Consider the following 13,123-nt stretch of genomic DNA (forward strand, 5'->3'; position numbering starts at 1 on the left):
GTTACCGGCACGAGGGTCTGACACGGCCCCAAAGTAGTCAGAAAACGTCCCCACAACCCCGTCTCCAAACACCAAGGAGACATCTGCAGAATCCGCTTCGACCTAAGATTTCGACTCCAACGCCATATGCGATTCCCCTGCATTCATGGGGGAGGGGGACCGGCGTAGCCGGTGGAGGGGGCGAGACCGGGCTCGGAGCTTGCGGCCGCCCCTTCCACCACCCTTCGGGCGGTCCCCCCTCCCCGTAAACGGGGCAGGAAAAGGGGCGACCTAACTCGTGCTCCAGGTGACCTGGGCGGTCTTGCGGGGCTTGAGATAGTATTTCTGAGTAAAGGTCAGGGCGTTGGGCAGGACCTGCTTGGTGGCGGAATCGTAGACGTAGCTGGACTCCGCGAGGATCACGCTCTCGTTGTTGGCGATCAAGCCGTCGGGCACGCTGGCCACCGTGGTCAGGACGCCCATCGAGCCGGAGCTCTTGGACCACATCACCTGGATGGCGCCGCTGGAGTCCTTGCGGATCGAGGTCACGCGCATGGACAGGCCGGTGGTGGGGAAGGGGGAGATGATCGCCTTTCCCACATTGAAGATGTCGTTCATCTCGCTGGTGTTGATCATGGTGTCCTGGGCCACCAGGTCGCCGATGGCCGAGGCCACGTGGCTGGCCCGGCGGTCGGCCATCATGCCCTGGGTCAGCTCGGCCAGTCCGTAGTACATCAGGATCATCACCGGGGCGACGAAGGCGAACTCCACCGCCGCGGCCCCGCGACGGTCCTTGATCAGGGTCTTCAGGTGCATTTCGCGCCCACCGGGGTGGTTGTGGAATAGGGTTCGTTGCGGAAGGTGGCGACCGTGGAGATCAGCCGCGTGTTGGAGTTGGGCCCCGTGTTCACCAGCGACTTGTTCAGCAGCGGGGTGAAGACGTCCCACTCGTAGTAGGTGCGCACCAGGACGATGTCGCCGGGGGCGCCGGTGGAGAAGCAGGTGGCCGCCGCCGCCGCCGGGGTCCAGGCCGTGCCGGCCGTGGGGCCGGACGCGCTGGCGGTGTCGAAGTCGGCGAAGGTCTGAACCGCCACGGTCAGCTTGCCGGCGCACGGCGTCGCCAGCCAGGCCATGCGGTTGCAGACCTGGGTCTTGAAGTCGCCCTTGGCGTTCGACCCGCTGGTCTGAAACTGGCCGGTGCGGATCTGGCGGGCGGCGTTGTCGGTGGCGTTCTGCAGGGTCACCGAGACCAGGAAGACCAGGCCGAGCTCGATGATGCCGAACAGCAGGACGCAGAAGGGCAGGGCGATGATCGCGAACTCGATCGCCGTGGCGCCTCGCCGGGCGGCGGCGAACCGCAGCAGCAGGGCTTTGAAGGCAAGGGCGCGGCGGCTCATGACGTCCTCGAGGGGGTGTTCCCCGCGAGCATAGCCAAGTCTGCTGAATCGGAGGTTTAAAGCCCGCCGATCTCTTTGGCGGGCGGCTGGCTACTGGCCGTTCTGGGCGACGGCGCGGCGGGCCTCGGCGGCGCGCTGGGCGTAGGCGGAGAAGGGCATGCTGTAGCGGTTGTACTCGCTGTCGACCTCGCCCGGCATCGGCGTGCGCTCGCAGCGCGGCGCGCAGGCGTAGTTGGCGACATTGGCCACCGCGGCGCCCGCGCCCGGCCCGCGATAGAGCGAGACACGGTTGCCGCTGGGGGCGCTGACGACGATCTGGCTGTTCTGGATGGTGCGGCCGCGGGCGTCGATGATCATCAGGTTGGTGGCGCCGTAGCTGCGCCCCTGGATCACGGCGGTGCGGCTGTCGACGACATTGATGTCAGCGATGGCGGGGTTGCCGACCATCACGTCGCGGGCGCCGGCCGGCAGGGTGATGCGGACACCCTGGTCGATGACCGCCGAAATCGTCGCCGCGCCGGCCGTGGAAACCTGGGCCGCGAGGGCGAGGAGGGCGAGGGCGGCGGCGATAAGCGGGCGGCGCATGACGGGGACCTGAAAAAACCTTGTCCGTCAGACTCGCCGGGAATGGTCAAGAAAGGTTGAAGAACAGACCGAATCACGCGCGCGCGAGAATCATTATGCAAAAGCCCCGATTCCAGGCCGATTCAGGGGCCATGGTTAACGGGCGTTCACAGTAAACGAAAGTAAACCATAGAAACTTTTCCTCGAATACTTCCGTGTTTACTCGACATTAAGCGCGGGGGCGCAAATTGATCCTGCAATTCGGGGCGAACAAGTCGGTGACTTGATCCCTCACTCACCAACTGGTTCGCAACTTTCCAAGGAGACCACCATGTCCAAGTTCGTCACGCGCTTCCTGAAGGATGAATCCGGCGCCACCGCCATCGAGTATGGCCTGATCGCCGCCCTGATCGCCGTCGTGCTCATCACCGCGATGAACACCCTGTCGGGCAAGATCGCCGGCACCTTCACCAAGATCGGGACCGCGATGCCGCAATAAGCGGCTTCGCTCCGAAACATTGCGGGGGCCGCGGTGCGAAAGCGCCGCGGCCCTTTCGCTGTCTGAAACCTCCCGTTCACCCAAAGGCGGCAGGATGAGGCTCGAACCCCGCCAGATGGTCTCCCGCCCATGCCCCTGCTCCAGGCCGCCCTGCTCTCGATCTTTCCCGCCCTGGTGATCGTCGGCGCCCTGCGCGACGCCACCAGCTACACCATCCCCAACTGGATCTCGGCGGCCCTGATCCTGGCCTTCTTCCCCACCGCCTTCGCGCTTGGCCTGACGCCCCAGGCGATCGGCGCCCAGGCGGGCGTCGGCGCCATCGCCCTGGTCATGGGCATGCTCATGTTTTCCCTAGGCTGGATCGGCGGCGGCGACGCCAAGCTGTTCGCCGCCGCGGGCCTCTGGCTCGGCTGGCCGGCCTTCGCCACCTACCTGCTGGTCACCGGGGTCGCCGGCGGGGCCCTGGCCATGGGCCTGCTGGCCCTGCGCTCGATGTGGGTGCGGCCATATGTCTTGAGCGGCCCGGCCTGGGTCGGACGCCTGGCCACGCCCGGCGAGAATGTCCCGTACGGCGTGGCGATCGCGGTCGGCGCGCTGGCGGCCTTCCCGGCCTGCGCCCTGATGGCGGCCTTCCCCGGTTTGTCCTGACGGACTTCCTTTAGCCCGCGTTAACCATGCGGGCCCCAAAAGCGATGCGCCGGCAGAAGGTCGGAGTTTCGAATCGTGTGCGCCCGGGCGGATCGCAGGGCCGCCGCCAGTCACCCCGGTCTCCCTAGCGGGAAGCCTCGAGTAGTCGTTCATGGGCGCCGTCCGCATCGCCATCTTCGCCGTCGCCGCGATCGTCGCCATTGTGCTGGCGTTCTTCGTGCGCGGCATGGTGGCCCCGAAGAAGGCGCCGGCCCCGGTGGTCGCGGTGGCCGCGCCCACCAAGCCGATGGCCAATGTGCTGGTGGCCAGCCGCGACCTGCCCGTCGGCGCGAGGCTGTCCTCCACCGACATGTCCTGGCAGCCCTGGCCCGTCGAGGCGCTGAACCCCAATTTCGTCACCGACGGCGCGGCCCCGGCCCCCGTCGCCGACTCCACCGCCCAGCAGGTGGCCCAGAAGGCCGCCCAGACCACCAGCGCCATGATGGCCCAGGGCCCGATGGCGGCCTTCGACGGAGCCATCGTCAAGGAGTCGATCCTCAAGGGCGAGCCGGTCATCGCCCGCAAGGTCGTGCGCGGCGGCCAGAGCGGCTACATGGCCGTGGTGCTGCTGCCGGGCATGCGCGCCATGAGCGTGCCGATCAACGCCGAGACCGCGGTGGGCGGCTTCATCCTGCCGGGCGACCGGGTGGACGTGCTGCAGAGCAAGCAGGCCGCCGACGGCCGCACCTGGGTCTCCGAGACCCTGATGCGCAACCTGCGTGTCCTGGCCATCGACCAGAAGACCGATCCCGAGAAGGACGCCCGCACCATCGTCGGCGCCGTGGCCGTGCTGGAGGTTCCCGCCGCCGACGCCGAGGTGCTGTCGCGGGGCAAGGCCCAGGGCGAGATGCAGCTGGCCCTGCGCTCCTACGCCGATCTTGGCGGCGCGGCGTCCCGCGGCGTGCCCGGCAAGCGCGGCGGCCAGGGCCTTCGGGTCTACCGTGGCGGATCGGCCAGTGAGGTGCTTGTCCGATGAACCCGCGCGCCCTCTTCACAGCCCTTGTCCTGGCCGCCGCCAGTCTGGCCGGCGCCGCCAGCGCCCAGAGCGGCCTGACCACCGGCGCGGCCGTGGTGCGGGTCGATCTGTCCCAGACGGGCGGGGCCGTGCAGTCCCTCTCCGTGCCCGTGGGCAAGTCGGCCATCATCGAGCTGCCGGTGGACGCCCGCGACGTGCTGGTGACCAATCCCAACGTGGCCGAGGCCATGCTGCGCACCCCGCGCCGGATCTTCATCCTGGGGATCAAGCAGGGCCAGACCGACGCCGTCTTCTTCGACGGCGCCGGGCGCCGCATCCTGTCCCTGGACCTGCGGGTGGATCAGGACACCTCGGCCATCGCCCAGACCATCAACCGCATCCTGCCCGGCGCCCGGGTCCAGGTGGACGGCATCCGGTCCAGCATCATCCTCTCAGGCGAGGTGGCCAACCTCGGCGACGCCGACAAGGCGGTGCAGATCGCCCGGGCCTCGGTGGAGCGGCCCGACCAGGTGCTGAACATGCTGACCATCGCCGGCAAGGACCAGGTGATGCTGAAGGTCCGCGTCGTGGAGATGCAGCGCAATGTCATCAAGCAGCTGGGCTTCAACCTCAACGCGGTGCTCAACCAGCTGGGAGAGCCGCAGTACCTGCTGGGGACCGCCGCCAGCTTCGCGGTGAACGGCGCCCTGCTGGGCGGGATTTCCGCGGGCTACAAGGCCGACACCACCCAGACTCCGGTGATCAACCGCAGCGTGCCGGTGGCCACCCAGGTCTATGACTCCGCCACGGGCACCTATCACACCGAATACTCGCGCCAGAACTTCGACTTCGTCGATCGCAACGACCCGCTCTCGGTGAACAAGACCACGGCGGGCGACCCCGGCCTGAACAAGGGCGAGGCGACCTTGAAGGCCTTCGAGCGGGTCGGCCTGATCCGCATGCTGGCCGAACCGAACCTGACGGCGGTCTCCGGCGAGTCGGCCAAGTTCCTGGCGGGCGGCGAGTTTCCGGTCCCGGTCGCTCAGGACCAGGACGGCAAGATCACCGTGGAGTTCAAGCCCTTCGGCGTCGGGCTCGGCTTCACCCCCTTCGTGATGTCCCAGGGACGCATCTCCCTGAAAATCTCCACCGAGGTTTCCGAACTGACCAGCACGGGCTCGTTCACCGTCTCCAGCGCGGCCACCAACACCTCGCTCAGCATCCCGGCGCTCAGCGTGCGCCGGGCCGAAACCACCGTGGAGCTGCCCTCCGGCGGGTCGATGATGATCGCCGGCCTGCTGCAGGAAAAGACCAAGCAGACCCTCGACGGCCTGCCGGGCATGACCACCCTGCCGGTGCTGGGGGCCCTGTTCCGCAGCCGCGACTACCTGAGCGGCGAGACCGAGCTGGTGGTGATCGTCACCCCCTACATCGTCACCCCCACCAGCCCCGGCCGCCTGCAGACCCCGGTGGACGGCATGCGGATCGCCAGCGACGCCTCGACCCTGCTGATGGGGGAGCTGACCAAGGCCTACAAGGCCAAGCCGCAGGCCCAGGCGGGCCGCGCCTATCAGGGGCCGTACGGCTACGTGATCGAATGAACACTCCGCTGAAGACCGCCGCGATGCTGTCGGCCCTGGCGCTCAGCGCCTGCGGCACCACGGCTGCGCCCAGCCGCCTGGTGGAGGCCCGGACCCCGACGGAGCACTTCCAGGCCACGGCCACCGAACAGGCTGAGGAGATCGCCCTGGCGGTCAACGGCCACGGTCTGTCCTCCAACCAGGCATCGGCGCTCGCGGGCTATGTCGACACCTGGCGCCGGGAGAGCGGCGGGCCGATCACTATCCAGACTCCGGCTGGCGGAGCCGACACCACGGCGGCCTATCGCGCCGGCGAGGCGACCCGCGGCTTCCTGGTCTCCCAGGGGGTTCCGGCCGCCGCCATCCTCATGGCCGGTTATGACGGCGCCGCCGAGAACGGCGCCCCGGTGCGCGTCGCCTATGCCCGCTATCAGGCGGTGGTGCCGCGTTGCGGCGAGCAGTGGACCAATATCGCCCATTCGGCGAGGAACGAGGTGCAGCCCAATTTCGGCTGCGCCATCACCGCCAACATGGCCGCCCAGGTCGCCAACCCGGCCGATCTCGTGCGGCCCGCCGACATGGGCCCGGCCGACAGCCAGCGCCGGCTGTTCGCCCTGGACAAGTACCGCAAGGGCGAAATCACCTCCTCGGCCGCCGATGAGCAGGCCAAGGGCGCCGTCTCCTCAGTGGGCAAGTGATGGCGTCCATGACCAGCAAGCCGATTCACGACCCCTTCGAACTCGAATTCGAGGCCGACGACGAGTTCACCTCGCCGTCGAGCGACGCCTGGCGCGAGACGCCCATGACGCCGGCCACGGGCGTCGACCCCTTCGCCGACTTCCCGCCGGCCCGCGAGCCCGAGACCCGGGACTTCGGGGCCGATCCCCTGGCCGACGACCTGGATCAGCCCGAGCCGCCGCGCGCCCAGCCGGCCAATCCCGTGCACGAGATGATCGCCAGCGCGGAAGCCGCGCTCGGCGAGCACACCCTGCCGCGCATCACCATCCACGTCTTCTGCGCCCAGCCCGAGACCGCCGACCTGGTGGAGCGCGCCGCCGCCGACCGCCGCATGGCGCGCGCCGCCGTGGTGGTGCGCATGGGCGGCCTGGTGGGCGCCTTCGAGACCTACCAGAACCAGCCCACCCCCTCCCTGGTGATGGTGGAGAGCCTGGATCCCGCGCCCCAGCTGATCGCCCAGCTCGACCAGCTGGCCGAGGTCTGCGATCCCGGCACCAAGGTGGTGGTGATCGGGGCGGCCAACGACATCGCCCTCTATCGCGAGCTGATGCGCCGCGGGGTCAGCGAGTATCTGGTCCCGCCCCTGAACCCGCTGCAGGTGGTCCGCACGGTCACCAGCCTCTATGCCGATCCGTCGGCGCCCTTCGTGGGCCGCCAGATCGCCTTCTGCGGCGCCAAGGGCGGCTCCGGCGCCTCGACCGTAGCCCACAACGTCGCCTATTCGATCACCGAGCGGCTGCAGACCGGGGCGGTCCTGGTGGATCTGGACCTTGCCTTCGGCACCGCCGGCCTCGACTTCAACCAGGACCCGCTGCAGGGGGTCGCCGACGCCCTGACCCAACCCGACCGCCTGGACCCGGTGCTGATGGACCGGATGATGGCCCGCTGCACCGAGCGGCTGTCGCTGTTCGCCGCCCCGGCCACCCTGGACAACGACTATGACATCGGCCCCGAGGCCTATGACGAGGTCACCCAGAAGATCCGCTCGGCCGCTCCCTTCGTGGTGCTCGACCTGCCTCACCTGTGGACCGCCTGGACCCGCAAGATCCTGCTGTCCTCCGACGATCTGGTGATCGTGGCCACGCCGGACCTGGCGAGCCTGCGCAACGCCAAGAACATGATCGACCTGGTGCGCCGCGCCCGGCCCAATGACGCGCCGCCGCGCCTGGTGCTGAACCAGGTGGGCGTGCCCGGCCGACCGGAAATTCCGGTGAAGGACTTCGGCGAGGCGCTCGGCCTGACGCCGTCGTTGAGCCTGCCCTTCGATCCCAAGCTGTTTGGCCAGGCGGCCAACAACGGCCAGATGCTGTGCGAGGTGGCGCCCAAGTCCCGGGCCGCCGAGGGCATCGACTACCTGGCCCAGCAGATCGCCCGGCGCGATCCGCCGCCGGTCCAGAAGACCTCCCTGTTCGGCAGCCTGTTCAAGCGCAAGTAGATGTTCGGCAAGCGTCCCACCGACGGCGACGGGCCCGCCGCCCGCAAGGCTCCGCCCCCGGCGGCGGCCGACGGCGTGGCCATCGCCACGCGACCCCAGCGGATCGAGCCCACCGACGCGCCCACCCCCTCCACCGCCCCGGTGAAGGGCGCTCCGGAGATGCAGCGGGCCGGCGGCCAGGTCACGGCGGGCCCCAAGCCGACCCTGGCCTTCGAACAGCTGCGGGCCGCCCAGGGGCCGGCCCCCACGACCCAGGTGGTGCGGGAGCAGACCGACTATTATCACGCCACCAAGACCACGATCTTCAACGCCCTGATCAACACCATCGACCTGGCCCAGCTGGCCCAGCTGGACGTCAAGCAGGCCGGGGAGGAGATCCGCGACATCGTCGCCGAGCTGGTGGCGATCAAGAACGTGTCGATGTCGGTGGCCGAGCAGGACATGCTCGTCCAGGACATCATCAACGACGTCCTAGGCTATGGCCCGCTGGAGCCGCTGCTGGCCCGCGACGACATCGCCGACATCATGGTCAACGGCGCCGGACGGGTGTTCATCGAAGTCTCCGGCAAGGTGCAGCTCACCAACGTCCGGTTCCGCGACAACGCCCAGCTGATGAACATCTGCCAGCGGATCGTCAGCCAGGTCGGCCGCCGGGTCGATGAAAGCAGCCCCATCTGCGACGCCCGCCTGCCCGACGGCTCCCGGGTCAACGTCATCGCCCCGCCGCTGTCCCTGGACGGGCCGACCCTGACGATCCGGAAGTTCAAGAAAGACAAGCTGACCATGAAGAACCTGGTGGACTACGCGTCCATCAGCCCCGAGGGGGCCCGGGTTCTGGGCGTGATCGGCGCCTGCCGGTGCAACCTGATCATCTCGGGCGGTACGGGTTCGGGCAAGACCACCCTGCTCAATACGCTGACCGCCTTCATAGACCCGACCGAACGGGTGGTGACCTGCGAGGACGCCGCCGAACTGCAGCTGCAGCAGCCCCACGTGGTGCGGCTGGAGACGCGACCTCCCAACCTGGAGGGCCAGGGCCAGATCACCATGCGCGACCTGGTGAAGAACTGCCTGCGGATGCGGCCCGAGCGGATCATCGTCGGCGAAGTCCGCGGACCCGAAGCCTTCGACCTGCTGCAGGCGATGAACACCGGCCACGATGGCTCCATGGGAACGCTGCACGCCAACTCGCCCCGCGAGGCCATCAGCCGGGTGGAGTCGATGATCACCATGGGCGGCTACGGCCTGCCGTCCCGCACCATCCGCGAGATGATCGTCGGCTCGGTGGACGTCATCATCCAGGCCGCCCGCCTGCGCGACGGCTCGCGCCGCATCACCCACATCACCGAGGTGGTGGGCCTGGAAGGCGAAGTGATCATCACCCAGGACCTGTTCGTCTACGAGATCACCGGCGAGGACGCCGACGGCAATGTCGTGGGCCGCCACCGGTCCACCGGCATCGCCCGCCCCCGGTTCTGGGACCGCGCCCGCTATTACGGCCTGGAGCGCGAGCTGGCCGAAGCCCTCGACGCCTCGGAATAGGTCATGGCCGCGACGATCATCACAGTCATGGCCGCCCTGCTGGGCTTCCTGGTCATCGCGGGCCTGGGGCTGGCCTTGTCGGGCCCGAGCAGCGGACAGGCCCGCACTCTGAAACGCGCCCAGGCTATCCTCAGCAACGGCGCCGCTCCCGCCGCCCGAACCGGCCGCCGGCCAGCCGCCAGCGCGCAGGACACCCGGCGCCGGCAGATTCTCAAGACCCTGCGTGAGCAGGAGAAGCAGCAGAAGAAGGCGACCCTGACGATCGCCGCCAAGCTGCAGCAGGCCGGGTTGCCGGACAATGCGCGCGCCTTCTGGATCATCTGCGGCATCGTCGGCCTGGTGGTGATGGGCATGGTCATGCTGCTGGGCCAGAAGCCGCTCATCGCGCTCGGCCTCGGCTTCGCGGCGGGCTTTGGCCTGCCACGCTGGGTGCTGGGGTTCCTGGGCGCCCGACGCACCAAGAAGTTCACCGAGGCCTTTCCCGACGGCATGGACATCATCACCCGCGGCATCCGCTCCGGACTTCCGGTGCATGACAGCCTGAGGGTCATCTCTCAGGAGACCGCCGAGCCCCTGGCCGGCGAGTTCAAGTGCCTGGTGGAGGCCATCGGCATGGGGGTCTCCGTCGACCAGGCCCTGGACAAGATGTACGCCCGCATGCCCACGCCGGAGGTGCGGTTCTTCTCAATCGTGCTGGCCATCCAGGCCAAGACCGGGGGCAACCTGGCCGAGGCCCTGGGCAACCTCTCCACCGTGATCCGGGCGCGCAAGCTGATGCGCGAGAAGATCAAGGCGATGTCGGGCGAGGCCGTGGCCTCGGCGATCATCATCGGCTCCCTGCCGCCCGGGGTGGTGGGGCTGATCAGCGTGACCAGCCCGGCCTACATGCAGCCGATGTTCAATGATCCGCGCGGGCACATCATGCTGATGATCGGCGCGTTCTGGATGTGCCTGGGCATCTTCACGATGCGCAAGATGATCAACTTCAAGATCTAGGGGAGCCCCATGAACCTGCTCTCCGCCATGACCGATCCGGACAACCTGCTGACCCTGTTCGTGGCCCTGGTCAGCTTCGCCACCATCGTCTCCATCGCCACCCCGATGATCACCCGCTCGACCCTGGAGACCCGGCTGAAGTCGGTCTCCACCCGGCGCGAGGAGCTACGGCGCAAGTCGCGCGAGGCCCTGGCGGTGAAGAGCAACGGCGGCGGCACCCTGCGGCACACCGACGAGGGGCTGTACAAGAAGGTCGTGGACCGCCTGCAGCTCTCGCGGCTGCTGGAGGACCCCAAGGTGGTGGAGAAGCTGGCCCAGGCCGGCTTCCGGGGCCCAAGGCCGGTCTCCACCTTCTACTTCTTCCGCTTCATCCTGCCCTTCGCCTTCGCTGTGACGGCGGCGCTGTACCTGTTCCTGGTCAATGACTTCGGCATGCCGCCGATGAACCGGGTGGTCGTCTGCTTCATTGGCCTGACGCTGGGCTACTACGCCCCCAACATCTACATCTCCAACGTCGCCCAGAAGCGGCGCGAGAGCATCGTGGGCGCCTTTCCCGACAGCCTCGACCTGCTGCTGATCTGCGTGGAATCGGGGATGTCCATCGAGGCGGCGATCCAGAAGGTCAGCCAGGAGATCGGCGGCACCTCCATCGAGCTCGCCGAGGAACTGACCCTGCTGACGGCGGAGATTTCCTACCTGCCCGAGCGGCGGATGGCCTATGAGGGCCTGGCCATGCGGACCAATCATCCGGGCATCCGCTCGGTGACCACGGCCATGATCCAGGCCGAGCGCTACGGCACGCCGTTGGGCGCCGCCCTGCGGGTGATGGCCAAGGAAAACCGGGACATGCGCCTGGCCCAGGCCGAGAAGAAGGCCGCCCAGCTGCCCGCCAAGCTGACCGTGCCGATGATCCTGTTCTTCCTGCCGGTGCTGTTCATCGTCATTCTCGGGCCCGCGGTGATCAAGGTCCAGGACATGGTCGCCCAGAACTAGGCGCGTTTACTTGGTCTTGAGGCGTTACGCCGCAGAGTGGCGGCATGCCACGGCCAGAGAACCTCAAGCCCCTGACCACCCTGCGGATCTACGCCGCGGCCTGGGTGGTGCTCTATCACTACTGGCCCCTGCTGGTGGCCGGCGCCCGGCCGGGCGCGGTGGAAAAGGGCTATCTGGGCGTCGAGCTGTTCTTCGTGCTCTCGGGCTTCATCCTCTCCCACGTCTATCTGCAGAGCTTCGGCGAGAAGCGGTTCTCGTATGGGAGCTTCCTGTGGGCGCGGCTGGCGCGGATCTACCCGGTCCATATCGCGGTGTTGGCGGGCCTGGCCCTGCTGATCGCCGCGGCGTCCGCCGCCGGCTTCCAGGCGGGCGACGAGGTCGTGGTCTGGAGTTCGCTGCCGGCGCAGCTGCTGCTGATGCAGGCCTGGGGCCTGGGGCAAGAAGGGGGCTGGAACCATCCCTCCTGGTCGATCTCGGCCGAGTGGTTCGCCTATCTGGCCTTCCCGGCCTTCGCGATGATCTTCTGGCCGCTGCGGGCGAGGCCTTGGGTCGCCACGGGCCTGGCGGCCCTGCTGGTGGTGGTCCTCAACCTGGTCTTCCCGCTGTTCGCCGGCCATCCGCTCACCGAGGCGACCACCGCCTGGGGCGCGCTGCGGATCGTCCCGTGCTTCGCGCTTGGCTGCGCCGTCTATCTGCTGTGGCGCAACAAGGCGGTGGTCTCGCCCACCGGCGCCAAGGCGCTGACCGCGGGCCTGATCGCGGCCATCGCCGCGGGCGCGGCGCTGACCATTCCCGACCTCTTCATGGTGCTGCTGTTCGGAGGCCTGATCCTGGCCCTGGCCAGCCTCGCCAGCTCAGGCTCCAACCTGATGGGGTCCAAGCTGGGGGTCTATCTCGGCGAGGTCAGCTTCGCCGTCTACATGGTCTGCATCCCCTGGGAGCTGGTCTTCACCCGGGTGGCGCGCACCGCGCTCGGTCTGCCCGAGGGCCTGCTGCCCTGGCCGGTCTGGGCCCTGATGTTCGCCGGCGTGATCCCGGCGGCCATGGTGGTGCACCATCTCGTGGAGCGGCCGGCGCGCAACGCCATGCGGGCCTGGGAGGCTTCCGGCTTCCGGCTGGGCGGACGTCGTGAGGTCGCCGACGCGACCTGACTACTGCGCGGTGCGTACGGCGTCCCAGGAGCGCGGCGGACCGGCGGGGCCGGGCGCGGCGGCGCGCAGGAAGGCCATGTTGTTGGCCACGGCCTCCGGCGGCAGGTCCTGGCGCACCAGCCGCTCGGCCTCGTCGAAGCGTCCCTGCAGGCCCAGCACCAGGGCCAGGTTCTGGCGGACCGCCATGGTGGCGCCGGGCTTGGCGGCGGCCGCCCGCAACAGGGTCTCGGCCTCACGCGCGTCCCCGTGGCTGGCGTAGAAGAGCGCCAGGTTGCAAAGCACGGTGGGGTTTTCGGGCGCCAGGCCGGCGGCCAGGCGGTGGGCGGCCAGCGCCTCCTCCGGCCGGCCGGCCTGTTCATAGGCGATCCCCAGCAGGGACGGCGCGCGCCAGTCGCGGGGGGCGAGCGCCTGAGCCTGGCGGGCGGGCTCGATGGCGTAGAAGCCCTGGCCGCGGCCGACCTGGGCGCGGGCGACCTCCAGCAGGGCTTCGATATTCTTCGGATCGGTGACCAGCACGCGCTTGGCGGCCTCCGCGGCGTCCTCGTACTTGCCCATGGCGCGCAGGGCCTGGGACAAGCCGACGCCGGCCTCGCCGTCGCGGGGGTCG

At 68.8% G+C, this 13,123-nt stretch carries 14 protein-coding genes; 10 read left to right on the forward strand and 4 right to left on the reverse strand.

Going from position 1 to position 13,123, the window contains the following annotated elements:
* Positions 1-270: 270 nt before the first annotated feature.
* The 3 genes from Q8N10_RS01520 to Q8N10_RS01530 all read right to left on the reverse strand — a co-directional run bounded on the left by Q8N10_RS01520 (position 271) and on the right by Q8N10_RS01530 (position 1,961).
* On the reverse strand, positions 271-795 hold the full coding sequence (locus Q8N10_RS01520) for a TadE/TadG family type IV pilus assembly protein (RefSeq protein ID WP_304779521.1): 525 nt from the start codon (positions 793-795) through the stop codon (positions 271-273).
* Positions 786-1,376, reverse strand: a complete 591-nt coding sequence (locus tag Q8N10_RS01525; RefSeq protein ID WP_304779523.1) for a TadE/TadG family type IV pilus assembly protein — start codon at positions 1,374-1,376, stop codon at positions 786-788. Before Q8N10_RS01525 ends, Q8N10_RS01520 begins: the two co-directional genes overlap by 10 nt.
* Before the next feature lie 90 nt (positions 1,377-1,466).
* Positions 1,467-1,961 carry a pilus assembly protein N-terminal domain-containing protein gene (locus Q8N10_RS01530; RefSeq protein ID WP_304779526.1) on the reverse strand — a complete coding sequence of 165 codons (495 nt, stop codon included), beginning with the start codon at positions 1,959-1,961 and terminating at the stop codon, positions 1,467-1,469.
* A 310-nt stretch (positions 1,962-2,271) separates the two neighbouring features.
* Here Q8N10_RS01530 and Q8N10_RS01535 point away from each other — a divergent pair, with 310 nt between their 5' ends.
* From Q8N10_RS01535 to Q8N10_RS01580, 10 genes are all read left to right on the forward strand, one after another.
* Complete coding sequence (locus Q8N10_RS01535) at positions 2,272-2,439, forward strand: Flp family type IVb pilin (RefSeq protein ID WP_293495417.1); 168 nt, start codon at positions 2,272-2,274, stop codon at positions 2,437-2,439.
* Between the two features lie 129 nt (positions 2,440-2,568).
* The gene (locus tag Q8N10_RS01540) at positions 2,569-3,087 is read left to right on the forward strand and encodes a prepilin peptidase (RefSeq protein ID WP_304779530.1); all 519 of its coding nucleotides are present in this window, start codon (positions 2,569-2,571) and stop codon (positions 3,085-3,087) included.
* A gap of 151 nt (positions 3,088-3,238) precedes the next feature.
* The gene (gene cpaB, locus Q8N10_RS01545) at positions 3,239-4,102 is read left to right on the forward strand and encodes a Flp pilus assembly protein CpaB (protein ID WP_304779534.1); all 864 of its coding nucleotides are present in this window, start codon (positions 3,239-3,241) and stop codon (positions 4,100-4,102) included.
* Positions 4,099-5,682, forward strand: coding sequence for a type II and III secretion system protein family protein (locus Q8N10_RS01550; protein WP_304779536.1), 1,584 nt, complete (start codon positions 4,099-4,101; stop codon positions 5,680-5,682). The genes cpaB and Q8N10_RS01550 overlap by 4 nt, the downstream gene beginning before the upstream one ends.
* Positions 5,679-6,359, forward strand: coding sequence for a CpaD family pilus assembly protein (locus Q8N10_RS01555; RefSeq protein ID WP_304779539.1), 681 nt, complete (start codon positions 5,679-5,681; stop codon positions 6,357-6,359). Before Q8N10_RS01550 ends, Q8N10_RS01555 begins: the two co-directional genes overlap by 4 nt.
* 8 nt (positions 6,360-6,367) lie before the next feature.
* Positions 6,368-7,834, forward strand: a complete 1,467-nt coding sequence (locus Q8N10_RS01560; protein WP_304779542.1) for a CpaE family protein — start codon at positions 6,368-6,370, stop codon at positions 7,832-7,834.
* On the forward strand, positions 7,835-9,376 hold the full coding sequence (locus Q8N10_RS01565; RefSeq protein ID WP_304779545.1) for a CpaF family protein: 1,542 nt from the start codon (positions 7,835-7,837) through the stop codon (positions 9,374-9,376). It abuts the gene before it with no gap.
* A gap of 15 nt (positions 9,377-9,391) precedes the next feature.
* Positions 9,392-10,372 (forward strand): type II secretion system F family protein, encoded by a 981-nt coding sequence (locus tag Q8N10_RS01570; RefSeq protein WP_304779703.1) that lies wholly within the window; start codon positions 9,392-9,394, stop codon positions 10,370-10,372.
* A gap of 9 nt (positions 10,373-10,381) precedes the next feature.
* The gene (locus tag Q8N10_RS01575) at positions 10,382-11,365 is read left to right on the forward strand and encodes a type II secretion system F family protein (protein WP_304779548.1); all 984 of its coding nucleotides are present in this window, start codon (positions 10,382-10,384) and stop codon (positions 11,363-11,365) included.
* A gap of 44 nt (positions 11,366-11,409) precedes the next feature.
* Positions 11,410-12,516, forward strand: a complete 1,107-nt coding sequence (locus Q8N10_RS01580; RefSeq protein ID WP_304779551.1) for an acyltransferase — start codon at positions 11,410-11,412, stop codon at positions 12,514-12,516.
* Here Q8N10_RS01580 and Q8N10_RS01585 read toward each other — a convergent pair.
* The coding region (locus tag Q8N10_RS01585; protein ID WP_305663857.1) for a tetratricopeptide repeat protein at positions 12,517-13,123 on the reverse strand (607 nt) is incomplete at its 5' end.

Origin of the sequence: Phenylobacterium sp. (assembly GCF_030693625.1) — a bacterium.
In the GTDB taxonomy this organism is placed as follows: Bacteria; Pseudomonadota; Alphaproteobacteria; order Caulobacterales; family Caulobacteraceae; genus Phenylobacterium; species Phenylobacterium ferrooxidans.